This window comes from Marinobacter sp. MA (genome assembly GCF_048298425.1).
Taxonomy (GTDB): domain Bacteria; phylum Pseudomonadota; class Gammaproteobacteria; order Pseudomonadales; family Oleiphilaceae; genus Marinobacter; species Marinobacter salsuginis.
Window position 1 is genome coordinate 2,967,342 of the sequence record NZ_CP103058.1, and the last position, 24,720, is coordinate 2,992,061.

The 24,720-nt window shown below is 57.8% G+C and carries 21 protein-coding genes; 17 read left to right on the top strand and 4 right to left on the bottom strand.

All coding sequences use genetic code 11. From position 1 onward, the window contains the following. Positions 1-12: 12 nt before the first annotated feature. Genes gatC through gatB form a run of 3 tightly spaced genes read left to right on the top strand, consistent with a single transcriptional unit; the run spans position 13 to position 3,242 of the window. Positions 13-300 (top strand): Asp-tRNA(Asn)/Glu-tRNA(Gln) amidotransferase subunit GatC, encoded by a 288-nt coding sequence (gatC, locus tag NUW46_RS13720; protein ID WP_069183061.1) that lies wholly within the window; start codon positions 13-15, stop codon positions 298-300. Between the two features lie 11 nt (positions 301-311). Continuing rightward, a complete protein-coding gene (gene gatA, locus NUW46_RS13725) occupies positions 312-1,769 on the top strand; it encodes an Asp-tRNA(Asn)/Glu-tRNA(Gln) amidotransferase subunit GatA (protein WP_418140376.1) in 1,458 nt (485 codons plus the stop codon). Between the two features lie 21 nt (positions 1,770-1,790). Beyond that, a complete protein-coding gene (gene gatB, locus NUW46_RS13730; RefSeq protein WP_418140377.1) occupies positions 1,791-3,242 on the top strand; it encodes an Asp-tRNA(Asn)/Glu-tRNA(Gln) amidotransferase subunit GatB in 1,452 nt (483 codons plus the stop codon). 408 nt (positions 3,243-3,650) lie between these two features. Here gatB and rimO read toward each other — a convergent pair whose 3' ends face one another. After that, a complete protein-coding gene (rimO, locus tag NUW46_RS13735; protein WP_418140378.1) occupies positions 3,651-4,997 on the bottom strand; it encodes a 30S ribosomal protein S12 methylthiotransferase RimO in 1,347 nt (448 codons plus the stop codon). Positions 4,998-5,302: 305 nt separating this feature from the next. On the opposite strand from rimO, the gene NUW46_RS13740 reads away from it, so the two are divergent. The 4 genes from NUW46_RS13740 to NUW46_RS13755 all read left to right on the top strand — a co-directional run bounded on the left by NUW46_RS13740 (position 5,303) and on the right by NUW46_RS13755 (position 9,862). Beyond that, on the top strand, positions 5,303-5,713 hold the full coding sequence (locus NUW46_RS13740) for a PilZ domain-containing protein (RefSeq protein WP_069183666.1): 411 nt from the start codon (positions 5,303-5,305) through the stop codon (positions 5,711-5,713). 159 nt (positions 5,714-5,872) lie between these two features. Then, positions 5,873-6,781 (top strand): sulfate adenylyltransferase subunit CysD, encoded by a 909-nt coding sequence (gene cysD / locus NUW46_RS13745; RefSeq protein ID WP_305966734.1) that lies wholly within the window; start codon positions 5,873-5,875, stop codon positions 6,779-6,781. A gap of 1 nt (position 6,782) precedes the next feature. Continuing rightward, complete coding sequence (gene cysN / locus NUW46_RS13750; protein WP_418140379.1) at positions 6,783-8,441, top strand: sulfate adenylyltransferase subunit CysN; 1,659 nt, start codon at positions 6,783-6,785, stop codon at positions 8,439-8,441. A 404-nt stretch (positions 8,442-8,845) separates the two neighbouring features. After that, complete coding sequence (locus NUW46_RS13755) at positions 8,846-9,862, top strand: nucleoid-associated protein (protein ID WP_209396698.1); 1,017 nt, start codon at positions 8,846-8,848, stop codon at positions 9,860-9,862. On the opposite strand, the gene trmH is transcribed toward NUW46_RS13755, so the two are convergent. Further along, positions 9,798-10,577: a tRNA (guanosine(18)-2'-O)-methyltransferase TrmH gene (gene trmH, locus NUW46_RS13760; protein ID WP_418140380.1), complete on the bottom strand. Its 780-nt coding sequence runs from the start codon at positions 10,575-10,577 to the stop codon at positions 9,798-9,800. The genes NUW46_RS13755 and trmH overlap by 65 nt on opposite strands. Before the next feature lie 186 nt (positions 10,578-10,763). Here trmH and miaB point away from each other — a divergent pair, with 186 nt between their 5' ends. The 5 genes from miaB to lnt all read left to right on the top strand — a co-directional run bounded on the left by miaB (position 10,764) and on the right by lnt (position 16,448). Then, the gene (gene miaB / locus NUW46_RS13765; RefSeq protein ID WP_418140381.1) at positions 10,764-12,110 is read left to right on the top strand and encodes a tRNA (N6-isopentenyl adenosine(37)-C2)-methylthiotransferase MiaB; all 1,347 of its coding nucleotides are present in this window, start codon (positions 10,764-10,766) and stop codon (positions 12,108-12,110) included. Positions 12,111-12,600: 490 nt separating this feature from the next. Then, on the top strand, positions 12,601-13,584 hold the full coding sequence (locus NUW46_RS13770; RefSeq protein WP_136630262.1) for a PhoH family protein: 984 nt from the start codon (positions 12,601-12,603) through the stop codon (positions 13,582-13,584). Continuing rightward, positions 13,581-14,054 carry an rRNA maturation RNase YbeY gene (ybeY, locus tag NUW46_RS13775; protein ID WP_418140382.1) on the top strand — a complete coding sequence of 158 codons (474 nt, stop codon included), beginning with the start codon at positions 13,581-13,583 and terminating at the stop codon, positions 14,052-14,054. The genes NUW46_RS13770 and ybeY overlap by 4 nt, the downstream gene beginning before the upstream one ends. Continuing rightward, on the top strand, positions 14,051-14,896 hold the full coding sequence (locus NUW46_RS13780) for an HlyC/CorC family transporter (RefSeq protein WP_069183050.1): 846 nt from the start codon (positions 14,051-14,053) through the stop codon (positions 14,894-14,896). Before ybeY ends, NUW46_RS13780 begins: the two co-directional genes overlap by 4 nt. Then, positions 14,886-16,448 (top strand): apolipoprotein N-acyltransferase, encoded by a 1,563-nt coding sequence (gene lnt, locus NUW46_RS13785; protein WP_418140383.1) that lies wholly within the window; start codon positions 14,886-14,888, stop codon positions 16,446-16,448. Before NUW46_RS13780 ends, lnt begins: the two co-directional genes overlap by 11 nt. Here lnt and NUW46_RS13790 read toward each other — a convergent pair. Beyond that, the gene (locus tag NUW46_RS13790) at positions 16,417-16,965 is read right to left on the bottom strand and encodes a zinc ribbon-containing protein (RefSeq protein WP_069183048.1); all 549 of its coding nucleotides are present in this window, start codon (positions 16,963-16,965) and stop codon (positions 16,417-16,419) included. The genes lnt and NUW46_RS13790 overlap by 32 nt on opposite strands. Before the next feature lie 484 nt (positions 16,966-17,449). Between NUW46_RS13790 and leuS the strand changes: the two genes are divergently transcribed. The 5 genes from leuS (at position 17,450) to NUW46_RS13815 (ending at position 22,836) form a co-directional block, all read left to right on the top strand. Beyond that, on the top strand, positions 17,450-20,035 hold the full coding sequence (leuS, locus tag NUW46_RS13795) for a leucine--tRNA ligase (protein ID WP_418142044.1): 2,586 nt from the start codon (positions 17,450-17,452) through the stop codon (positions 20,033-20,035). Between the two features lies 1 nt (position 20,036). Beyond that, positions 20,037-20,624: an LPS assembly lipoprotein LptE gene (lptE, locus tag NUW46_RS13800; RefSeq protein ID WP_418140384.1), complete on the top strand. Its 588-nt coding sequence runs from the start codon at positions 20,037-20,039 to the stop codon at positions 20,622-20,624. Further along, on the top strand, positions 20,621-21,628 hold the full coding sequence (gene holA, locus NUW46_RS13805) for a DNA polymerase III subunit delta (RefSeq protein ID WP_412536192.1): 1,008 nt from the start codon (positions 20,621-20,623) through the stop codon (positions 21,626-21,628). Before lptE ends, holA begins: the two co-directional genes overlap by 4 nt. A 111-nt stretch (positions 21,629-21,739) precedes the next feature. Next, on the top strand, positions 21,740-22,003 hold the full coding sequence (locus NUW46_RS13810; RefSeq protein ID WP_069183045.1) for a hypothetical protein: 264 nt from the start codon (positions 21,740-21,742) through the stop codon (positions 22,001-22,003). Between the two features lie 197 nt (positions 22,004-22,200). After that, positions 22,201-22,836, top strand: a complete 636-nt coding sequence (locus tag NUW46_RS13815; RefSeq protein WP_209396681.1) for an endonuclease — start codon at positions 22,201-22,203, stop codon at positions 22,834-22,836. 89 nt (positions 22,837-22,925) lie between these two features. Here NUW46_RS13815 and NUW46_RS13820 read toward each other — a convergent pair whose 3' ends face one another. Next, positions 22,926-24,716 (bottom strand): acyl-CoA dehydrogenase C-terminal domain-containing protein, encoded by a 1,791-nt coding sequence (locus NUW46_RS13820; protein ID WP_418140386.1) that lies wholly within the window; start codon positions 24,714-24,716, stop codon positions 22,926-22,928. Between the last annotated feature and the right edge of the window lie 4 nt (positions 24,717-24,720).

Consider the following 24,720-nt stretch of genomic DNA (forward strand, 5'->3'; position numbering starts at 1 on the left):
GGGAGGCAATGCGTGACCATTTCCCGTGAGGACATTGAGAAAGTCGCTGTGCTCGCCCGCATTCGTGTGGATGACGAGCAGGTTTCGGCTCTGGAGAAGGATCTGGGCAACATCCTGGATCTGGTTGATCAGTTGGGTGCGGCCGACACCGATTCGGTTGCGCCCATGGCCCATCCGCTGGATGCGGTCCAGCGCCTGCGCGCGGACGAGGTAACCGAGACCAATCAGCGGGAGGCGTTCCAGGCGATTGCGCCGGCTACCGAGAACGGGCTTTATCTGGTTCCCCGAGTGATTGAGTGAAAGGAAACGTCATGCATAGCAAATCTGTAGCAGAGCTTTCCCGGGATCTGGAGAGCGGCAAGGTGTCCAGCGTTGAGCTGACGCAGGAGTTCCTCGACCGCATTAAGCGGGAAGATTCGAAGTACAACAGCTTTATTACCGTGACCGAGGAGCAGGCGCTGGCTGATGCCCGGATGGCGGATGAGCGGCGGGCAGCGGGGAATGCCACGGCCTGGACCGGGGTTCCTTTCGCGCACAAGGACATTTTCTGTACCAACGGCGTTCGCACCACCTGTGGTTCGAAGATGCTGGAGAATTTTGTTCCGCCCTACGACGCGACCGTTACGGCGAATTTCCGCCAGGCGGGCGCGGTATGCCTGGGCAAGACCAACATGGACGAGTTCGCCATGGGGTCGTCCAATGAGAACAGTTATTTTGGCGCCGTGACCAACCCATGGGGATTGAGCGAAGGCAACAAACGTGTGCCGGGCGGGTCGTCTGGCGGGTCGGCTGCGGCGGTTGCGGCTCGACTGACTCCGGCGGCGACGGCCACGGACACCGGTGGCTCGATCCGACAGCCGGCGGCGCTGTGCGGTGTTACCGGGCTGAAGCCGACTTATGGGCGGGTGTCCCGGTACGGGATGATTGCCTTCGCCTCCAGTCTCGACCAGGGCGGCACCATGGCCCGCACAGCAGAAGACAATGCGCTGATGCTGAATGTGATGGCCGGCTTCGATCCAAAGGACTCGACGTCGATTGACCGCGAGGTGCCTGATTACACAGCCACCCTGAACGAGCCGCTGAAAGGTCTGAAGATTGGCCTGCCAAAGGAGTACTTCAGCGACCAGCTCAGCCCGGCTATGGAGCAACAGGTTCGCAACGCGGTCAAGGAATACGAGAAGCTGGGTGCCACTGTTAAAGAGGTGTCACTGCCAAACGCCAAACTGGCGATTGCGGCCTATTACGTGATCGCGCCGGCCGAAGCTTCCGCCAACCTGTCACGGTTTGACGGTGTGCGCTATGGCTACCGTTGCGAGGATCCGAAGGATCTGATGGATCTGTACACCCGCTCGCGGGCGGAGGGTTTCGGCGAAGAGGTGAAACGTCGGATTCTGGTGGGCACCTACGCCCTGTCCGCCGGCTATTTCGATGCCTATTACCTCAAGGCCCAGAAGGTTCGTCGGCTGATCCAGCAGGATTTCATCAACGCCTTCAAGGAAGTGGATGTGCTGATGAGCCCGACCACGCCCTCGCCGGCGTTTATTCAGGGCGAGAAGACCAGTGACCCGGTCACCATGTACCTGGAAGACGTCTTCACCATCGCGATCAACCTGGCGGGTATTCCGGCCATGTCGGTACCGGCCGGTTTCGTGGACGGTCTGCCGGTGGGGCTGCAGATCATCGGGGATTATTTCTCAGAGGCCCGTTTGCTCAACGCCGCCCATCAATTCCAGCAGGTGACCGACTGGCACCAGCGCGAACCGCAATAAGCCCGGGACAGGAGAACGAGTATGCAGTGGGACATTGTGATCGGGCTGGAAATTCACGTTCAGCTCGCCACCAAAACCAAGATTTTTTCCGGCTCCAGCACCGCCTACGGCGCCGAGCCCAACACCCAGGCCAACGCGGTTGACCTGGCCATGCCCGGCACCCTGCCGGTGCCCAACGAGCAGGCGTTCCGCTATGCGGTGATGTTCGGCCTGGCAGTGAACGCGGAAATTGAGCGGCGTTCGGTCTTCGAGCGGAAGAACTATTTCTACCCGGACCTGCCCAAGGGCTACCAGACCACCCAGCTTGAGCGCCCGATTGTCGGCCCCGGCTACGTGGACATTGACCTGCCCAACGGTGAGTCCAAGCGGGTGCGCATTCACCACGCCCACCTGGAAGAGGATGCGGGCAAGTCCCTGCACGAGGATTTCCACGGCATGACCGGTGTTGATCTCAACCGGGCGGGCACCCCACTGATCGAAGTGGTCACCGAACCGGACATGAACAACGCGGACGAAGCGGTCGCCTTTGCCAAGAAGCTGCACAGCATCGTGACCTCGCTGGGCATCTGCGACGGCGATATGTCCCAGGGCTCCATGCGGTTTGACGTCAACATTTCGCTGAAACCCAAGGGCTCCGACACTCTGGGCACGCGTACCGAAACCAAGAACCTGAACTCGTTCCGGTTCATGGAACAGGCCATTGCCCACGAAGTCGAGCGGCAGATGGACATTCTGGAAGACGGCGGCAAAATTGTGCAGGAAACTCGTCTGTACAATGGCGATCGTGATGAGTCCCGTTCCATGCGCACCAAGGAAGAAGCCAACGACTACCGCTACTTCCCCTGCCCGGACCTGTTGCCGGTGGAGATCGATGACTCGTTCATCGAAGAAGCCCGCAACAGCCTTCCGGAACTGCCGGACGCTCGCAAGGCCCGCTTCAAGGATCAATACGGCCTGAACGACTACGACGCTGACCTGCTCAGCGGCGACTCGAAACTGGCCGCATTCTTCGAAGAAGCCGCCAGCCAGGGCAAAGATGCGAAGCTGGTCGCCAACTGGATCCAGGGCGAATTCTCTGCCCGCCTCAATGCGGAAGAGAAATCCGTTGCCGACTCCCCCATCACCGGCGCCCAATTGGGCGACCTGGTTGTGCGGATTGCCGACAATACCATCTCATCCGCTGGCGCGAAGAAGGTCTTCGAGGCGCTGTGGACCGGCGAGAACGACAGCGTCGATGCCATCATTGATGCCAAGGGGCTGAAGCAGGTCTCGGACACTGGCGCTCTGGAAGCCATGGTGGATGAGGTTCTAGCCGGTATGCCGGATCAGGTGGCGCAGTATCAGAACGAGGAAGACCCGAAGAAGCGCAAGAAGATGCTTGGTGGCTTTATGGGGCCGCTGATGAAGGCCTCTAAAGGCCAGGGGAACCCGAAGCTGTTTAACGAGATCCTTGTTCGCAAGCTTGGGGGATAAGGCCGCCATCATGGGTCGGGACTTCTTGTTTCGGCCCTAGCCTGCGTGGCTCGGGGCAGCCATGGCAGGTAACTTCTCCCGAAAAACGCTACGAGCACATCCATGTGCGCTTGGCTGTGGCCATCCATGGCCACAGACATTTTCGGGAGAAGTTACCTGCCACGGCTTGATGCTTCACAGAAAACGCCGGCAGAAACACGCCGTAGGTCTGATTCGACCACGTTCAGAAGAACAGTCTGTTGACTATCCCCGAGAGTTACAAAGCCTTGGCGGGAGGAGCCTTTCAAAAATGTCGGCGGCCAAGGATGGCCGACGTCAAGCGCACATGGATGTGCTCGTAGCGGTTTTTGGAAGGCTCCTCCCGCCGAGGCTCGCCACCAAACTCACAAGGCTAGGTGCCCAAGCCGATCAAAGAAGCCGAGCCCAAAGATCATGCTCATCGGCATGCTCAACAACGGCCTGGACAATCTCGCCTGGCACAAGGCCGGTCTCCTCGTTGAGGTAAACCATGCCGTCAATCTCCGGCGCATCGGCCTTGGAGCGACCAATGGCGCCTTCCTCGTCCACCTCATCAATCAGCACATCAATTGTCTTGCCGATTTTGGCCTGCAGGCGGGCTGCTGAAATCTCTGCCTGTTTTTCCATGAAGCGGGCCAGCCGCTCTTCTTTTACTTCCTCGGGAACCGCACCTTCCAGTTCGTTGGCTTTGGCGCCTTCAACCGGGCTGTATTTGAACGCGCCAACACGATCCAACTGGGCTTCATCGAGCCAGTCCAGCAGGTACTGGAAGTCTTCCTCGGTCTCACCGGGGAAGCCGACGATGAAGGTGGAGCGAATGGTGAGCTCGGGGCAGATCTCACGCCATTTGCGGATGCGCTCCAGGGTCTTGCTGTCGTGGGCCGGGCGTTTCATGGCCTTGAGCACTTTCGGGCTGGCGTGCTGGAACGGGATGTCCAGGTACGGCAGGATCTTGCCTTCGGCCATCAGGGGAATGATGTCGTCCACATGGGGATACGGATAAACGTAATGCAGGCGAACCCAGACACCCAACTCGCCCAGCGCTTCGCACAGGGACTGCATTTTGGTCTTGAGCGGCCTGCCCTGCCAGAAGCCGGTGCGGTATTTGGTGTCGACGCCGTAGGCCGAGGTGTCCTGGGAGATGACGAGGAGCTCCTTCACACCGGCATCCACCAGGCGCTGGGCTTCGTCCATCACATCGCCGATGGGGCGGCTCACCAGGTCGCCGCGCATGGAGGGGATGATGCAGAAGGTGCAGCGGTGATTACAGCCTTCGGAGATCTTCAGGTAGGCATAATGCCTCGGCGTCAGCTTGATGCCCTGAGGCGGGACCAGATCGGTGAACGGGTCGTGTTGCTTTTGCTGGGGCACGAACTGGTGAACCGCGCCGACCACCTCTTCATAGGCGTGGGGACCGGAAACCGCCAGTACACCGGGATGAGTGTCGCGAATCTTGTCGGCCTCCACGCCCATGCACCCGGTAACAATCACCTTGCCGTTTTCGCTGATAGCCTCGCCGATGGCGTCCAGGGATTCCTGCTTGGCGGCATCAATAAAACCACAAGTATTTACGACAACGATATCTGCGTCGTTGTAGGTGGGCACGACATCGTAGCCGTCCAGCCTCAGCTGGGTGAGGATTCGTTCGGAGTCTACGAGAGCCTTGGGGCAGCCAAGGCTGATGAAACCGACTTTGCCGTTACCGGAGGAGGCAGGGGTCTGGGTGTTATCTGTCATAAAAGGCTTGGAATTCCCGGAGCTCGGCACGAGCCCACAAATGAATGAAGGCCAGTATTTTACACCAGCTGCGGGATCGGCTGCAGCAAGAGTCGAACCAGAAAAAGCAGCAGAATAATCTGACAGACGTCAAAATTTGTGACGCCCTGTTCAGAAAGATTTAACAAATCTGCCACTATAGACGGCAGGCTTCTTGCTGATCACAAAGTAAACAACTACACTTTCATGCGCTTAAGTGTTTTTTCTGGAAGAGATTTATGGGAAAGGCAGCCTCATTTGCAACCAGACACGCCAGAAGAGTCAACATGAAACCTGTCGCCGCCAAATTGAATTTGCGCAACCAACAACGGGTGGATGTAGCCACCGACATTACGATTGAGAAACCGGACGGCTGCTGCCTGACCTGTTCGGTGTCCAATCTTTCCCGCACCGGGGTGATGATCTCCTGTAATCAGGAGACGGTGAAACAGCTTATACCCGAGCAGAAGGCGCCCGCCCCCGGCAACTGGATTGCGGTAAAAACGCGCTTCGCCGTGCCCGTCGTCGCCACACAACCGGTTTCTATTATTGCCGACGGCAACATCGTTCACATGAGACGCATCGCGCGGGATGAGTTCCAGCTGGGCATCCAGTTCGCAGAGTTTGAAGGCAACGGCTTCGACTACGTTGACCGCTACGTCTCCAAACTGTTGGCCGACTCCCGCAATCCGGCCTGAACGTCACCTCTGGCTCACCTCCATTCAGAGCCTGCCACTGCTATATTGTTATAACGCCAATGTCTAGTTGGGCGTCTTCTTATGCCCTTACCCCCTCTGGTATAGTTGCCGTATTCATTCGCACAGCCAACACGGCCCGCACGGCGGCAACGGATTATCATGACCACATACAACCTCACGCACCTGAAACAGCTGGAAGCGGAAAGCATCCACATCATCCGGGAAGTGGCAGCCGAGTTCGACAATCCGGTAATGCTGTACTCCATCGGCAAGGATTCCGCGGTAATGCTCCACCTGGCCCTGAAGGCCTTCTATCCGGGCAAACCACCCTTCCCCCTGATGCACATTGATACCACCTGGAAATTCCGGGACATGATCACGTTCAGGGACAACGTAGCTGAGAAGTTTGGCCTCGATTTGATCGTCCATACGAACCAGGAAGGCGTGGATCAGGGAATCGGCCCTTTTACCCACGGTAGCGCGAAACATACAGATGTCATGAAGACCCAGGCCCTGAAACAGGCACTGGACAAGTACAAGTTCGATGCTGCGTTTGGCGGCGCCCGTCGCGATGAGGAAAAATCCCGGGCTAAGGAACGCGTGTATTCGTTCCGGGATGAATACCACCGCTGGGACCCCAAGAACCAGCGGCCGGAGCTGTGGAACATTTACAACGGCAAGATCAACAAGGGCGAGAGTATCCGGGTTTTTCCGCTGTCCAACTGGACAGAACTGGATATCTGGCAGTACATCTACCTCGAGAACATCGACATCGTTCCGCTTTATTTCGCCGCCGAGCGTCCGGTTGTTGAGCGTGATGGCACCCTGATCATGGTGGACGACGACCGCATGCCATTGAAGGAAGGCGAAAAACCGATGATGAAATCGGTCCGCTTCCGGACACTGGGCTGCTACCCGCTGACGGGTGCCATCGAGTCCGAAGCCAACACGCTTCCGGACATTATCCAGGAAATGTTGCTGGCCAAGAGCTCCGAGCGCCAGGGTCGGGTGATCGACCACGATTCAGCCGGCTCCATGGAACAGAAAAAGCGGGAAGGGTATTTCTAAGATGTCACACCAGTCTGATCTGATTGCAGAAGATATTCAGGCCTACCTGAAGCAGCACGAGAACAAGGAACTCCTGCGCCTGCTCACCTGCGGCAGCGTGGACGACGGCAAGAGCACCCTGATCGGCCGGCTGCTCCACGACACCAAGATGATCTACGAAGATCACATGGCCAGCCTGAAAACCGACAGCGCCAAGATGGGCACCACCGGCGAGAAACTTGACCTCGCCCTGCTGGTGGACGGCCTACAGGCAGAGCGGGAACAGGGCATCACAATTGATGTCGCCTATCGGTACTTCTCCACCGACAAGCGCAAGTTCATCATTGCCGACACCCCGGGCCACGAACAGTACACCCGTAACATGGCAACCGGCGCGTCCACGGCCCAGGTCGCCATCCTGATGATCGATGCCCGCCACGGCGTGCTGACCCAGACCCGGCGCCACTCTTACATCGCTTCTCTTCTGGGCATTCGCCATATTGTCGTGGCAGTGAACAAGATGGATCTGGTGGATTTCAGCGAAGAACGCTTCAACGAAATCAAAGACGATTACCTCGCGTTTGCCGCCAAGCTCGGCCTGAAGGACATCCGTTTTGTGCCGCTGTCCGCCTTGGAAGGCGACAACGTTGTGAACAAGAGCGAGAACACGCCCTGGTTCACTGGCCAGCCCCTGATGGAAATCCTCGAAACAGTGGAAGTCGGCCGGGACAAGAACCTGGAGCATTTCCGCTTTCCGGTTCAGTACGTTACCCGACCGAACCTCAATTTCCGGGGCTTCTGCGGCACTATTGCCTCCGGCGTGATCCGCCCGGGCGAAAAGGTCATGGCCCTGCCCTCACGCCGCACCAGTACGGTCAAGGAAGTTGTCACCTTCGATGGCAACCTGGAAGAGGCGTATATCGATCAGGCAGTCACCCTCACCCTGACCGATGAAATCGACATCAGTCGCGGAGACATGCTGGTCAAGGTGGAAGATGAACCCGAAGTGGGCAACCGCTTCAATGCCAACATCGTGTGGATGACGGATGCACCACTGGAAACCGGGCGCCTGTACGACATCAAGCTGGGACCGACCTTTACCTCCGGCACGGTGAAAAAGATCCATCACCAGACCGACGTAAACACCCTGGAACAGCAGGCCAACCCCAGCCAGCTGCAGCTGAACGAAATTGGTCTGTGTGAACTGACCCTTAACCAGCCGATTGCCTTTGACGCATACCGGCGCAACCACGTCACCGGCAGCTTTATCGTGATCGACCGCCTGTCCAACGTCACCATTGGTGCGGGCATGGTGGCCGGCCTGGCCGATTCCGGGGAATCCCTCGATCCGGTGTCAGCAGAAGAACGCGAACGCCGACTTGCCCAGAAACCGGCGATCATTGCCTGCAACGGCCGACAGGCGCCGGCACTGGCGCTTGCCGTAGAGCGTGCGCTGTTCGACCAGGGCAAAACCGCCGTGGTGGTCACCGAAGAAAACGCCGGCGATGCCGACGAGCGCCGCCGTGTTGCCCAGCTTCTGACTTCCCACGGACTGGTTGCCATTGCCGTGAACCTCGGCACTGACATCGCCAATGCGGCTGCGACCGCGGACAGCGAACAGGAGATTCCCGAGGCTGTTGGCAAACTTGTTCAGGGGTTGATTCGCAGCAAGCGGGTCTAAACTTTGAACTGACTGGAGATACCCTTACTTCGGTGGCTGGCGCCGGGGTGGGGGTATCTTTTTCTTTGGAAAAACAACTCGCTTCGCTCAGACATCTTTTTCCGGCAGAAAAAGATACCCCCACCCCGTCACCGGCATACTCTAGTGCTTATTCCCGCGTAAAATTACGGCAAAGCATTCATCCTTTTTTGGCGGACCACTGAGAGGCCCGTGGACGTGGGGTAGGTCATTCTTTTTCTCTAGAAAAAAGATGTCTGAGCGAAGCGAGTTGTTTTTTCGTAAGAAAAAGAATGACCTGCCCTGCGGCCCTCCCGCAGACCTTCAGGCTACCAATGAATCCGCCACCAAATCGTGGCAGAATCCCGCCTCCCTGAGTTAACCGAAACAACGAACAGGAGCCAAAAATGGCCATCAAACACCTCCGCACTGCCTTCGCCAGCCAGTACCAGCCGGGCCAGCCTGCCCGCCTCGTGACCGGCGAGGCCCTGCAGGAGCCCGGTGGCGATTACGAGGGGCTGCACAAACAGATGAAGCGGCTGTTCAACAGCAAGCCCGGCAAGAAATACGGCCGGTTTTCCGAAGATCTGGGCGAGTGCCCGTTCAGCGCCTGGCTAAAAGACTATCTGGAAGACAAACAAACCTTTGGCGCCATGACCGACCGCCTTTTCGGGCAGTGGCAGGAACTACTCACCGGCAGCCAGGAAGAATTCGATGGCCATCTGATGATTGTCCACGATGCCCTGGCCGACGCCGAGGTGGTTTACCTGTTTATTCTGGAAACCGACAGCGCCATGCGCTTCGATGGCAAGCAGTCACTGGATGCGACCGACGTCCTCAGTCTGTCCCGCCTGAACCTGGCCGTTCGCATCGAGCTGGACGACTGGCGCGGCAACAATCCGGCGGAGAACTACCTCACCCTGGTGCATGGCCGTGGAACTGGTGAGCCGGGCGAGCTGTTTATCCGTTTGTGCGGGTTTACCAATCAGGTAGACGTGGAAAAGGAAACCATGACGTTCCTGGACGCCGTGGAAGCCTTCGCAAAATCCTCGGAGCCAGAGAAAGCGGGCGAGGTTCGCAACAAGGCCTACGAATTCTGCAAGGAACAGCATGCCCTGGGCGAACCAGTGGAAATCGAGGCGCTATCCGGCTACCTGGACGAGAGCGAGCCGCAACGCTTCAAGGAATTCGCCTCGAAAACCGCCGAACTGCCGGAGAGCGGCGTATTGCACCCGGACCACCGTAAGGTGAAAAAGCTGGTGCGTATTGCGGGCTCCGGGGGTGGCATGAGCGTGTCGTTCTCGTCGGACCTGGTAAATCAGGCGGTTTACTATGATCGCGACAAAGATGCCCTGACGATTACCCGGCTTCCCAAGGCTTTGCGGGAACAGCTTCAGCGGTATCTTGAGGCTCGGGAGGAGTAACGGCCTCCCCGTTCCACCTGGAGCGGTTAGCTCGCAGTTTTCTTACTTCCTGCATCCAGCCTACGCCATCGATTAACTCGCCGGTGTCCGGATCGATTGGCGGGTACGGCAGGTTGCGGTCGTCGCAGTAGCGTTTGACGGTTGGCTGGCACCATCTGAACAGCAGGCGATTGTATTCGTCATCCGGCAGACGGCGCTGGTCGAACATACCAGCCAGTTTTCGTTGTCTCTGGGCTTCGGACAGGATAATCGCGCAGGCGGAGGACACGTTGAGCGACTCGACCATGCCCATCATCGGGATCACAATGTGCTCGTCGGCCTGGGCCGCAGCATCGGCGCTGACGCCATCCACCTCGTTACCCATGATCACCGTGCACGGCACTGTGTAATCCGCCTCCCGAAAATCAATCGCCCGGTCCGAAAGCTGCGCGGCGTACAGCTTTTGGCCCTGCCCTTTCAGACTGTCGATCGCCTCGTCCATGCTCCGATGGGTGTGGGTGGTTACCCAGTTGTAGCTGCCGCCGGCGGTTTTGCGAAAGGCCCGGAAGCCTTCCTTCGGCCAGACCACATGCATGTTGGCAAGGCCGAACGCGTCGCAGGAGCGGATGATGGCGGAGAGGTTCCGGGGTTTGTGGACCTGATCGGTGAGGACGCTCAGGTCCGGTTGCCGGGTGTTCAGGGTTTGTTTGATTCGGGCTAGGCGTTCGGGGGTCATGATCGTGTTCGGGCTTGATTGTCGATTTAAAGAACCAAAAATAATACCACAAGCGGACTAGCAACTAGCCGAGACAAAGGTGGTTGAAGTTTAAGCACCCCGTTATAATACGCAGTTCCTTTTTGCTGGCGCCCCGTTTAAACCATCCAGTTCCCGGCGCACCATCCACCAGAATACGTGAGACCCATGGCCAAGAAGCTGTACATCAAAACCCACGGCTGTCAGATGAACGAGTACGATTCTGCCCGCATGGCAGACCTGCTCAAAACCGGTGAAACCGTCGAAATGACCGATTCCCCGGATGACGCCGACATCCTGCTGCTGAACACCTGCTCCATTCGGGAAAAAGCCCAGGAAAAGGTGTTTCACCAGCTTGGCCGCTGGAAAAAGCTGAAAAGCAAAAAGCCGGAAATGATCATCGGCGTGGGCGGCTGTGTGGCGTCCCAGGAAGGCCAGGCGATCATTGACCGCGCGCCCTACGTGGACATGGTCTTTGGCCCGCAAACCCTGCATCGCCTACCAGACATGATCACCGAAGTGCGCGCCAAGGGTAACGGCGTGGGCGTTGTGGACGTCAGCTTCCCGGAAATCGAGAAATTCGACAACCTGCCCGAGCCCGGCGCCGATGGCCCCTCTGCGTTTGTTTCGATCATGGAAGGGTGCAGCAAGTACTGCACCTTCTGCGTGGTTCCGTATACCCGCGGGGAAGAAGTCAGTCGCCCGGCGGACGACGTGATCGCTGAAGTGGCTCATCTGGCCAGCCAGGGTGTTCGGGAAGTGAACCTGCTGGGCCAGAACGTGAATGCCTACCGTGGCGAAACCCACGACGGCGACACCATGGATCTGGCGGAGCTGATCGAGCTGATTGCCACCATCGACGGCATCGACCGTATTCGGTACACCACCTCTCACCCGGTGGAGTTCTCGGATGCACTGATCGACGTCTATGAGCGTGTTCCGGAGCTGGTCAGCCACCTGCACCTGCCGGTTCAAAGCGGCTCCGACCGGATTCTGGCTGCCATGAAGCGTGGCCACACGGCTCTGGAGTACAAGTCGAAACTCCGCCGCCTGCGCAAGATCCGCCCGGACATCAGCTTCTCTTCGGACTTCATTATCGGCTTCCCGGGCGAAACCGAGAAAGACTTTGAAGACACCATGAAGCTGATCAACGACATCGGTTTCGACATGTCCTTCAGTTTTGTCTACAGCGCCCGCCCTGGCACACCGGCGTCGGACCTGCCGGACGATACGCCGATGGATGTGAAGAAGCAGCGATTGAGCATTCTGCAGGATCGACTGAACCAGAATGTGATGGATATCAGCCGCAAGATGGTGGGTTCTACTCAGCGTATTCTGGTAACCGGGTTGTCCAAGAAGGACCCTGGCGAATACGCAGGGCGTACCGAGAATAACCGGATTGTGAATTTCCGGCATGAGAATCCGGAGGTTGTTGGGCACTTTATTGATGTCGATATTGTGGAGGCCTATCCCAATTCACTTCGCGGGGTGCCAGTGGATTCGGAGTTTTACTAGGCCCGGTTTCCCATCCGTCTGGGATTTGGAGTAGGACGATTGGTGCGTATGGCTTCCCAAAAACCGCTACGAGCACATCCATGTGCGCTTGGCGTCGGCCATCCTTGGCCGCCGACATTTTTGGGAAGCCATACGCACCAATCTCCGCCGAATACTCCCTTGCAGGCCACAGAAAGCATTCGTAGGTTGGATTAGACGAAGTCGTAATCCAACAATTTTTTCCGGAACGATGAAAACCGTCGGATCACGCCTCCGGCTAATCCGACCTACTTGTTTTTTAACTTTCGGGCCTGCACATAGAAAGATCAGGGCAAGGGCCGGGCGGACTTTCCAAAAACGTGGAGCGCCAGGGATGGCGCGACCGAGCCCTACATGGACGTACTTGCGGGCGCTTTTTGGAGAGTCCGCCCGGCCCTTGCCCGTTAACCGAACAGCAGAAACACGTACTCCCAATCAATAAACCATGGGGAGTAAACGAAACGGAGCACTTTTGAACGCCAACGATCACAGACAATTTGACCTGCACCCGGTGGACCAGCGTCGGCTGGCGACGCTTTGTGGCCAGTTTGATGAAAACCTGAAGATGATTGAAAAACGCCTGCATGTGAAAGTCGGCAGGCGGGGTCATCATTTCCGGGTGGAAGGGGAAACCGAACATGTGGCGGCGGCCGTCGAGGTTATCCGGCATCTGTATCGGGAAACCGAGGCCACGGATGATATTCCGCCGGATACCGTGCATCTGTTTATCCGGGAAACCGGCTTTGAACGCCTGCCGGAGGACGTGCCCTACGATGGTGCTGTGACGGTGATCAAGACGCCCAAACTGACAGCCAAACCGCGGGGTGCGAACCAGCAGAAGTATGTGCACAACATCCGCACCCACGATATCAACTTCGGGATCGGGCCGGCGGGTACCGGCAAGACCTGGTTGGCAGTGGCTTGTGCTGTTGAGGCCCTGAAAGACGAGCAGGTGAAGCGGATTCTGCTGGTTCGGCCGGCGGTTGAGGCCGGCGAGAAGCTGGGCTTCCTGCCCGGGGATCTGGCCCAAAAGGTGGATCCGTATCTGCGCCCGCTGTACGACGCCCTTTACGAGATGCTCGGCTTTGACCAGGTTACCCGGCTGATCGAGAAGAGCGTAATCGAGATTGCGCCACTGGCATTCATGCGCGGTCGCACGCTAAACAACTCGTTCATTATTCTGGACGAAAGTCAGAACACCACCCGTGAGCAGATGAAGATGTTTCTGACCCGTATCGGCTTTGGGTCTACCGCGGTTATTACCGGTGACACCACCCAGGTGGACCTGCCCCGCGGCCAGAACTCCGGGCTTATTCATGCCGCCGGTGTTCTCAGCAAGGTGCCGGGCATCGGGTTTACCCGGTTCGAAGCGAAGGATGTGGTACGCCATCCGCTGGTACAGCGGATTGTCGAAGCCTACGATTCCTTTGATGATGGGAGTGCGACCGGCCAGTGAGCGAGCTGACAGTAGATTTTCAGCAGGTTTTTAAGGCTCCGGGAATACCTTCGGAGGCGCAGGTTCAGAAATGGGCGCAACTTGCCTGGCAGGGCGAGGATCCGTCCGAGGTGACTGTCCGTATTGTCGGAACCGAAGAAAGTCAGGCACTCAATCACCAGTACCGGGGGCGGGACTATCCGACCAACGTGTTGTCCTTCCCATTTGAGGCGCCAGCCGGTATAACGGTGCCATTGGCCGGAGATCTGGTGATTTGTGCGCCGGTTGTCGAGAAAGAGGCCAGGGAGCAGGACAAAACCCTCGACGCCCATTGGGCGCATATGGTGGTGCATGGCATGTTGCACCTCCAGGGTTTTGATCATATTGAAGACGATGATGCCGAGGTCATGGAAGCCCTCGAAATCCGGCTGCTGATGCAGCTTGGATATGGCAATCCTTACGAAGCAGAGGAAACGGAACAAGACTCATGAGCGACGATCAGTCGAGTCGCAGCCAGGGCGGAAAGTCCTGGCTGGAACGTATATCACAGGCCTTCTCCAGCGGGCCTGAGTCCGTTGAGGACGTGCTGGAAATCCTGCGGGACGCCGAGTCCCAGAACATCATCGATGTCGATGCCATGAGCATCATCGAAGGTGCCATGCAGGTAATCGACATGCGAGTGGATGAGATCATGATTCCCCGCTCGCAGATGGTCACCGTAAAGGCATCCCAGGAGCCCAAAGAGTTTCTGGGCGAAATCATGGATTCTGCACACAGCCGTTTCCCGGTTATTGGCGACAGCCAGGACGATGTCATCGGCGTGCTGCTGGCCAAGGATCTGCTTCCCCTGGCCCTGAACAACGACCTGAACTGGAATCGTATCCGGGAAATTCTGCGGCCACCCAATTTTGTCCCCGAGAGCAAGCGCCTCAACCAGTTGCTCAAGGAGTTCAAGGAAAACCGCAACCATATGGCCATCGTGGTGGATGAATACGGCGGCACCGCCGGCCTCATCACCATCGAAGACGTTCTCGAGCAGATCGTTGGCGAGATCGAGGACGAGCACGACTTCGATGAAGAGACGAACATCAAGGCCCGGGGCGATGGCAGCTACGCCGTAAAAGCAGTAACGCCCATTGATGATTTCAATGAGTTCTTCGAAACCGAAATGGACGAAGAAGAATTCGATACCATTGGTGGCGTGGTTCTCAAGGAATTCGGACACCTGCCCAGACGGGGCGAATCGGTTGAATTCGGCGGCTTGCGCTTTACCATTGCCAACGCCGATAACCGTGTAATCCGTCTGCTGCAGGTAACCCGAAGTGACCAGTGACGCCACCAACACCAGAGCGCTGAAAACCCCGTTCTCTTCCAACGCCTGGCTGGGCGCCGCCGCCCTTTTGGTGGCCGGCGCTTTGCAAACCCTGACTTTTTCTCCATTCAACCTCTGGTGGCTGGGCCCGGTTTCGCTCCTGTTGATCCTTCTGGTTACCGTACCCCTGGCCCCGGAAAAGCTTTTCCGGGCCGGATGGCTGACTGGCCTGGGGCTGTTCGGCAGCGGGGCCAGCTGGGTGTACATCAGCATCAGCGAACACGGCAACACAGCGATTCCCATAGCCATCCTGCTCACTGTTCTGTTCGTAGCGGGTCTGGCACTGTTCCACGGCCTCGCTTTCTGGTTCTGGGGTAAGCTTGCCAAGGACAGCCCGGTCCGACGCCTGATCCTGTTCCCCGCCATCTGGATTCTTGGCGACTGGCTCCGTGGCTGGCTGCTTACCGGCTTTCCATGGCTGTATCTGGGCACGGCGCATACGGACGGCCCCCTGGCCGGGCTAGCTCCCTTGACCGGCGTGCATGGCATCACCCTCTGGATTGCTGCTACCGGTGCCGCACTTTACGGCAGCTGGTGGCTCGTGAGGCATCTGAGACCAGTTGCTGCTGGCATCATACTCGTTGTTGCCCTGATTCCCTGGTTCGTTGCTCCGGCCATGAATCGCCTCGACTGGACGGATCTGAGCGAGAACCCTACTTCCTTTGCTGCCATGCAGGGCAATATCCCCCAGCAGATAAAATGGGACCCGGAGTTTTTGAAGGACCAGATCGTAACCTATCTGGAAATGACGGAAGACCACTGGGACACAGACCTGATTCTATGGCCGGAAACGGCCATTCCCATCCCCCAGGATCAGGCTGGCAAAATCATTGACCACATCAGTGCAGAATTGGGGGAGAACAGCACCCTGATTACCGGTATACCCTGGTATGGATTCAGTGACCGAATTGAGGATTTCACCTTCCACAACAGCATCATGGCCATCGGCAACGGCGAGGGCATGTACCACAAGCAGAAGCTGGTGCCATTCGGGGAGTATGTGCCTCTACAAAGTGTGTTGCGGGGTCTGATCGGTTTCTTCGATTTGCCCATGAGCGATTTCAGCCGGGGACCTGAGTGGCAGGAGCCGCTCGAGGCCAATGGCATCAACGTGATGCCCTTTATCTGCTATGAGGTCGCCTATCCCGATTTTGTGGCCTTTAACGCCCGGGGCGCAGGCCTTCTGCTCACCATCAGCAACGACGGCTGGTTCGGCGACTCTATCGGCCCGTTGCAGCATTTACAGATTGCCAGGATGCGGGCATTGGAAACCGGCCGCTACATGCTTCGAGGCACCAACAATGGCGTAACGGCAATCATCAATAACCGCGGTGAACTGACCGAAACCATTCCCCAGTTCAAACGCGCCACCCTCACCGGCGAGGTGTTCACTGCCACGGGTAGCACGCCCTATATGCAAACCGGCTCCTGGCCAGTGCTGACCCTTGCGGTCATTCTGATCGTTTTTGTCCGGGAGCGGATTATTCCTCCTGTTTCGGCCAGCGGCTCGTGACCCGCTCGTAGTAGTGGGAGCCGCAGGCTTCACAGGGTTCCAGGTGACTGGTGGCAGTCAGACACCTCATATGCCCGCAGTTCAGGCACTGGAACATACCGGCGGTAGCCACTTCCCCTGAGATGTACTGGCCCACTTCCTTATTTTCCAGCTTCTGTTTCAGCTCCAGGAAGTCCACAACCGTTTTGTCAGCGACCGACAGCAGGCTGTCCGCCAACTGGTGTTCCAGCAATGCCATATCAAGCTGCAACCATTCACTCAGGCCTTCTCCAGTTTCCTCCACGAAGTGCAGAAGGTGCTCGAGATCCCTCTGGAGGTATTCGCCAAGCAGGGCCGCTTCATCCCTGGTCATCTCCTCGAGCTCGTACTCAAATTCCACCGCTTTCTGGACCTCTTCTTCGAGGTTCTGGAGCGATGTTTCTTCCAGGTCATGGAGACGCGTTTTTACCCGCTCCAGCATACGGTCGTAAACTTCCAGTGCCTTGCCTGAGAGATGACTTCTTTCTGGTTGTGTCATAACTGCTCCTTGAAATGGACCTCGGTGTTCCAAAAAACAGGCGTTAAATCAAACTATGGGTGTAGGAGTCAGGCTGCGTCAGGTCTTTCCGGGACACGCTGTGAATACATCCCTGTACGCTTGACTGCAGCATCCATGCTGCAGACAGTCCCGGAAAGACCTGACACACCCTGCCTCCCGGACCTTTGGTGCTCGTCTTCTTGACGATTGCTCCCAAGATTCGGGACGGCGGCCGGTGCGGCTTCCTGAGACTGTGAGCAGCATGGATGCTGCGATCAAGCCTACAGGGACGTATTTACGGCGTGTCTCAGGAAGCCGCACCGGCCGCCGTCTCCCACCAATACTGTAAGTCTGGCACAAGAACAGAAAATTGGCAGACTACCTGTAAAGGCTAGTGTGCGTTAGAATGTCTGGCCCGCTCCGGACGTGATTTTGATACAGGCTTTTATTTTTTCCACACAAGGTAATTTCGGTAATGGCAGGAATGGACGAGCAATACAATCCCCGTGACGTAGAACAGAATGCCCGTAATTTCTGGGAAGAGAACAAGACCTTCACGGTGAAGGAAGAACCGGGCAAACCCAAGTACTACTGCCTGTCCATGTTCCCCTACCCCAGTGGCAAGCTGCACATGGGGCACGTCCGCAATTACACCATCGGCGATGTGATTTCCCGCTACCAGCGCATGCAGGGCAAGAACGTGATGCAGCCCATGGGCTGGGATGCATTTGGCCTGCCTGCCGAGAACGCCGCCATTGCCAACAAGACTGCACCGGCCAAGTGGACCTACGCCAACATCGAGTACATGAAGAACCAGCTCAAGCAGCTGGGGTTCGGGTACGACTGGGATCGGGAACTGGCTACCTGCAAGCCGGATTACTATCGCTGGGAACAGTGGTTCTTCGCGCGTTTGTATGAGAAGGGCCTGGTGTACAAGAAGATGTCCACGGTTAACTGGGACCCGGTGGACCAGACGGTTCTGGCCAACGAGCAGGTCGTGGACGGCCGGGGCTGGCGTTCCGGTGCACTGGTGGAACAGAAAAAGATCCCGCAGTGGTTTATCCGCATTACCGATTACGCCGAAGAACTGCTGAACGATCTGGACGAGCTGGAAGACTGGCCCGAGCAGGTCAAGACCATGCAGCGCAACTGGATCGGCAAGTCTGAAGGCACCGAGCTGACCTTCCCGCTTAAAGACCGTGATAGCGGTCTGACCGTTTATACCACCCGCCCCGACACCCTGATGGGCGTGAGCTACATGGCCGTGGCCGCAGAGCATCCCCTGGCCAAAGAGGCGGCAGAGCGCCATCGCGACGTGGCTGAGTTTGTCGAAGAGTGCCGCAACAGCAAGACCGCGGAGGCCGAACTGGCCACCATGGAGAAGCGCGGCATCGATACTGGCTTCAAGGCGGTGCACCCGCTTACACAAGAAGAGATTCCGGTCTGGGTCGCCAACTTTGTGCTGATGGATTACGGCACTGGTGCGCTGATGGCGGTGCCCGGTCACGACGAGCGCGACCATGAGTTTGCCCGCAAGTATAAACTGCCCATCAAACAGGTGATTGCCGCCAGTGACGGCCGGGAGATCGATGTCCAGGAGCAGGCCTTCACCGAGAAGGGCATCCTCGTTTCCTCGGGCAAGTACAGCGGTCTGAGCAGCGACGAAGCCTTCGATGAGATTGCAAAATTCCTGGAAGAACACAGCATTGGCAAGCGCACCGTGAATTACCGCCTGCGCGACTGGGGTGTATCCCGCCAGCGTTACTGGGGCGCGCCGATTCCGATGATGACACTGGAAGACGGCACCGAGATGCCGGTGCCCGACGACAAGCTGCCGGTACGCCTGCCCGAAGACGTGGAAATGGACGGTGTCCAGTCTCCCATCAAGGCCGATCCTGAGTGGTGCAAGACCGAGTTCAACGGCCAGCCGGCGACCCTGGAAACCGACACTTTCGACACCTTCATGGAGTCTTCCTGGTACTACGCCCGGTTCTGCAGCCCCAATTACGATCAGGGCATGCTGGACCCGTCTGCCGCCAGCTATTGGCTGCCGGTAGATCAGTATATCGGTGGCATTGAGCACGCTATCCTGCACCTGCTGTATGCCCGCTTCTTCCACAAGCTGCTGCGCGACGTGGGCCTGGTGACCAGTTCCGAGCCCTTCAACCGGCTGCTTTGCCAGGGCATGGTCCTGGCGGAGACCTACTACCGGGAAGATGGCAAGGGTGGCAAGGTATGGATCTCGCCCGCCGATGTGACCGTCGAGCGAGACGAGAAAGGCCAGCCCGTTCGGGCCGTACATAAGGAAGATGGCGAGCCGGTGGTATCCGGTGGCGTCACCAAGATGTCCAAGTCCAAGAACAACGGCATTGATCCCCAGGCCATTATCGACGAGCACGGTGCCGATACCGTTCGCCTGTTCATGATGTTTGCGGCACCCCCGGAACAGTCCCTGGAGTGGTCGGACAGTGGCGTTGAGGGTGCCCACCGTTTCCTCAAGCGCATATGGCGCCTGGTGAACGAGCATGCAGCCGGCGGCCCTGCTCCGGCTGTGGCCGCGGCCGAACTGAACGATGGCCAGAAAAACCTGCGTCGCAAGACTCACGAGACTATTGCCAAGGTCAGTGACGATATCAGCCGGCGGCTGACGTTCAATACCGCCATTGCCGCCGTGATGGAACTGCTCAACGATGTCGGCAAACTCCAGGGTGACGAGCCCCAGACGCGTGCCGTCCGCCAGGAAGCCCTGGACACCGCGGTGCTTGTACTGTCGCCGATCGTTCCGCACATCTGCCATACCCTTTGGCAGGCGTTAGGTCACGAAGAGCCGGTTGTCGATGCCTCCTGGCCCAAAGCTGATGAGTCTGCCATGGTTCGCAGCCAGATCCAGGTGGTACTGCAGGTCAACGGCAAGGTTCGGGCCAAGGAAGATGTGCCGGCCGATATCAGCAAGGCCGATCTGGAAAAGCTGGCCCTCGAGAACGAGAACGTTATGCGCTTTACGGAGGGTGCGACGGTACGCAAGGTTATCGTGGTGCCGGGCAAACTGGTGAACGTGGTGGCCAACTGATATGTCACGGCACTCCGCTCTGAAATCTTCAGCACGCCTGATGCTGACCGCTGTAATGGCGGCACTGATTGCTGGTTGTGGATTCCAGTTGCGGGGTGCGCCTCCGGTTTCTTCGGCCCTTGAACCTCTGGCGGTGGATTGCTCATCCCAGGTACCCGACACCCTGTGCCGTTCCTTGCGCGAACAGCTAAACCTGGGCAATGTCCGTGTGGCGCCAGTGGCGGAGGCCGATTACATTCTGCGACTGAGGAATTTCGAGCGGGATCGCCGCGCAAGCGCCATCACAGCCCAGGCCGCGGCCGCCGAATACACGCTCCGTCACTCTGTTGATCTTGAAGTGGTCAGCTCGGATCGGGTTCCCATGGTAGGTACGACACGCCTGACGACCAGCGAGAGTTACCGCTACGACGAGACCAACGTGCTGGCAAGACAGCGTGAAGAAGAGGCCCTCCGCCAGCAAATGGACGATCGCCTTGCGCAGCAGGTGATATTCCGGCTGGCTCCTCTGACCCCGCAGCGCATCGACGCCATCCGGGCAGAATACCAGCGCAAACAGGAAGATGACGCCCAAGCCACAGGCCAGCCATGAAGACCAACCCGGGCCAGTTATCCCAGCTTCTGAAAAAGGGCCTCTCGCCGGTCTATCTTGTTTCCGGTGATGAACCCCTGCTGGTCCAGGAATGCTGTGATCAGGTTCGAAAGGCCGCAAAAGACGCCGGCTATCATGACCGCCTGACCTTCCACGCCGATCACCAACTGGACTGGAATGCCGTTGGCGAAGAATTCAGTGCCATGTCCCTGTTTGCCGAGAAACGGCGCATCGAGATTCATTTGCCCACGGGCAAGCTTGGTGACGGTCGCGCGGTACTGGAACGGGTACTGGCAGATCCTCCCGAAGATATCATTCTGCTGCTGATCAGCGCCCGCCTGGACGCCGCGGAGACACGGAGAAAATGGTACAAAGAGCTCCAGGGCAAAGGTGTTCACGTGCCGGTGTGGCCAGTAGATGCCGATAAGTTCCAGGGGTGGCTCCAGCAGAGGGCCAGCAACCGGGGCCTGAGCCTGACCCGGGGCGCCCTGGCCATCATGAGCGAACGCCTGGAAGGCAATCTGCTCGCCGCCAGCCAGGAACTGGACAGGCTGTCTCTGCTGGCAAACGGCAATACCATCGACGAGGAAACTGTTGAACAGGCAGTCCAGGACAGTTCCCGATTCAATGGCTTCGAACTGGTCACGGAATTGATCAGTGGCCGGGCCCCTCACGCCGGTAAGATGATCACTGTGCTTCAGCAAGAGGGAGAAAACCCGCTGGGCCTGCTGTCGGTTCTCAGCCGCGACCTGAATCTCTTGCTGGAGCTGAAGTCCTCAGCCGGTCAGTCGGAGAATCCCGCAGCCTTCCTGAAAAAGCGAGGGGTGTTCCAGCCCCAGCGGGCCCGGGCGCTCGAGCAGGCCGCACGCAGGCTGAACCGCTCCCAACTGAATGAGGCCATCAGCCTGTGCAGTCAGATCGATCGCGCCGCCAAAGGCTTCGATTCCCTCACTCCGTGGCACTATTTGCGGGATATGTCCGCCCTGCTTGCCAGTCGTTCCTGACCTGAATCAAACTCTGCCTTTCTTGTTATCGTCTGGCCTAGCCAGCCCCTTGACAGATTTTTACAATCGGGCGCATTGTAAGCACACCAACAATCCAAGGAGGTGCTTGATATGAGTCTTCAAGAAGAGCTCAAGAAGCTGTCGGAAAAGGTAAAACAGTACCGGGATGAGGCGCGCGTTCAGATGCATCTGGCCCGGGAAGACGTTAAGGACGAGTGGGAGGACCTCGAACAGGACTGGGATCGATTCAAAAACAAAATCGACCAGGTTCTGCACGATGCAGAAAACGCGTCCCAGGAAGCCCGCCAAACCGCGCAAAAACTTGGCGAAGATCTGAAAAATGGTTATCAGAACATCCGCAACAAACTGAAGTAAAACTGTTAACCCGTTAACATTACGCCACAAATCTCTACCTCAGAGGCTCTGTGCATTAGAGCCTCTGTGTCATACTTCACAGTATCAGTGAACAAAGCGTCATAGTTTTGACCCACCTGGTCATTTTCTGATCAGCCCTTCTCATCAGGGCCCGAATTGCCAGGACGTTTGGGAACACGGCGAGGTATAAAAGGCGTATGAAACAATTCTTACTGATACCCACAGCGCTCTGCCTGTTGCTCACCACTACCCTCGTGATTGGCCAGAATACCCGGTTCAGTGACCCCAAAACCGTCGTTTCCGATCACTTCTGGGGTGACCTCTACGCCAACGGCGGCAACTCCTTCTTTTGCAACACAGCCTTTACCAGCAAAGGGTTCGTGCTGACAGACGGCTATGTGTATCCATTGGCGGATGTCCGTAGCGCACTTGATTGCGGCACATCCCGTGAATGTGAACAGAACAATCGCTACCGCCAGATCGCGTCTGACATGCACAATATGATACCGGTACGCAGCCGGACCGAGATGGGGCGCCGCAATGCCCGTTACGAAGATCTCGGGGCGTCCGTCAGCGAGGATGAGTGTGGCATTCGCCAAAGCGCCCAGTTCTTCGAGCCACCGGTCCGGGTAAAAGGCGATGTCGCGCGCACCGTTGCCTACATGGTGGATACCTATGACCTGCCGTGGCTGGGCTCCTCCGCGGTCTTCAAGGGATGGAACCGTCTGGACCCGCCAGATGATGGCGAGATCACCCGTCATCGGCGCATCGCTGAAATCCAGGGCAACGACAACCCCTTCGTCACCGATCCGAACCGGATGGAGCGCCTGTAAGCTCTACAAGGATCAGGCCACTTGGTCAGCATCCATAAAAAAACAGGCCCGAAGGCCTGGTTTTTTGCACGTTGCCATTGCTGACGGAATCAGAATTCCTCTGCAGTCAACGCCATCATGGAATCACTCCCGCTGCGAATACCCTCGGCCAGCGAAACCGTCTTTGGCAACAGACGGTCATAGTAGAACCGCGCTGTCTTCATTTTGCCGCTGTAAAAGCCGGAGGTGTCCGCTTCGGCCTGGTGTGCCGCTGCTTTGGCAATCTTCGCCCACATATAGCCAAGCGCTGTCAGGCCAAACAGGTCCAGATAGTCCACGGAAGCCGCGCCAATGGCGTTCGGATTGTCCCCGGCCTGTTTGATCACGTGCTCGGTAACATCATCAAGACGCTCAACCGCAGCCGCTAGCGGCTCAAGGAACGGGCGCAAGTGCTCATCACCGCTATTCTCCTCGAGGAAGTTTGCCACGTCCTGGGCAAACAGCTCATAGAGTTTACCCTGCGTACCAACCACTTTCCGGCCCATCAGATCCAGCGCCTGGATACCGTTGGTGCCTTCGTAGATCTGGGTAATACGGCAGTCACGAACCAGTTGCTCCTGGCCCCACTCGCGGATGAAACCATGGCCACCGAAAACCTGCTGGCCCATGATACAGGCATCCAGACCGCGATCAGTCAGGAATGCCTTGGCTACCGGGGTGAGCAAGGCCACCATGCCCTCGGCATGTTTGCGACGCTCGTCGTCCTCGGCGTACTTGGAGATATCCAGCCACTGGGCAACGTAGGTCGAGAAGGCCCTGCCGCCTTCCACATAGCCTTTCATGGTCAGCAGCATGCGGCGTACATCCGGATGAACGAGAATTGGATCTGCTGCCTTTTCGGGCTGCTGGGCGCCGGTTGGCGCGCGGCTCTGGATACGGTCAAGGGCGTATTCCCGGGCACTCTGGAGAGAAGCCTCGGCAGCGCCGATTCCCTGGATGCCCACGCCCAGGCGCTCGTAGTTCATCATGGTGAACATGGCCGCCAGGCCTTTGTTCTCTTCACCGACCAACCAGCCTTTGGCGCCATCGAAGTTCATGACACAGGTCGCGGAGCCCTTGATGCCCATCTTCTTCTCGATGGAACCGCAACTGAAGCTGTTGCGCTCACCCAGTGAACCGTCGTCATTCACGAGGAACTTGGGCACGAGGAACAGGGAAATTCCCTTAGGACCCTTCGGCGCGTCCGGCAGCTTGGCGAGAACCAGGTGAATGATGTTCTCCGCCATGTCGTGCTCGCCCCAGGTAATGAAGATCTTGGTGCCTGTGACGTTGAAAGAGCCGTCTCCGTTGGGCTCGGCCTTGGTGCGGATAATTCCCAGGTCGGTACCGGCGTGGGGCTCGGTCAGATCCATAGCGCCGGACCAGACACCGGAATACATGTTCGGCAGGTACTTTTCTTTCAGCTCATCACTGCCATGGGCGTCCAGGGCGAGACAGGCACCTGCCGTCAGCATAGGGGCCAGGCCGAACGCCATGTTGGCTCCCTGCATCATTTCCTCGAACTGGGCCACCAGAGTCTTGGGCATGCCCATGCCGCCAAAGTCCGGGTTACCGCCGAGGCCGTTCCAACCGCCTTCAACGATGGTCTGGTAGGCTTCCTTGAAACCGTCCGGTGAGGTCACCTCGCCGTCGTTCCATTTGCAGCCCTGCTCGTCGCCCTCGCGATTCAGGGGCGCCAGTACACCGCTGCTGATCTTGCCAGCCTCTTCTAGAATCGCGTCCGCCGTTTCCGGGTCCACATGCTCGGCAACCTTGGGCAGCGAGGCCCATAGGGCGGGGGCATCGAAAACTTCATTCAGAACGAAGCGCATGTCACGTAAGGGTGCCTGATAATCAGCCATCTAA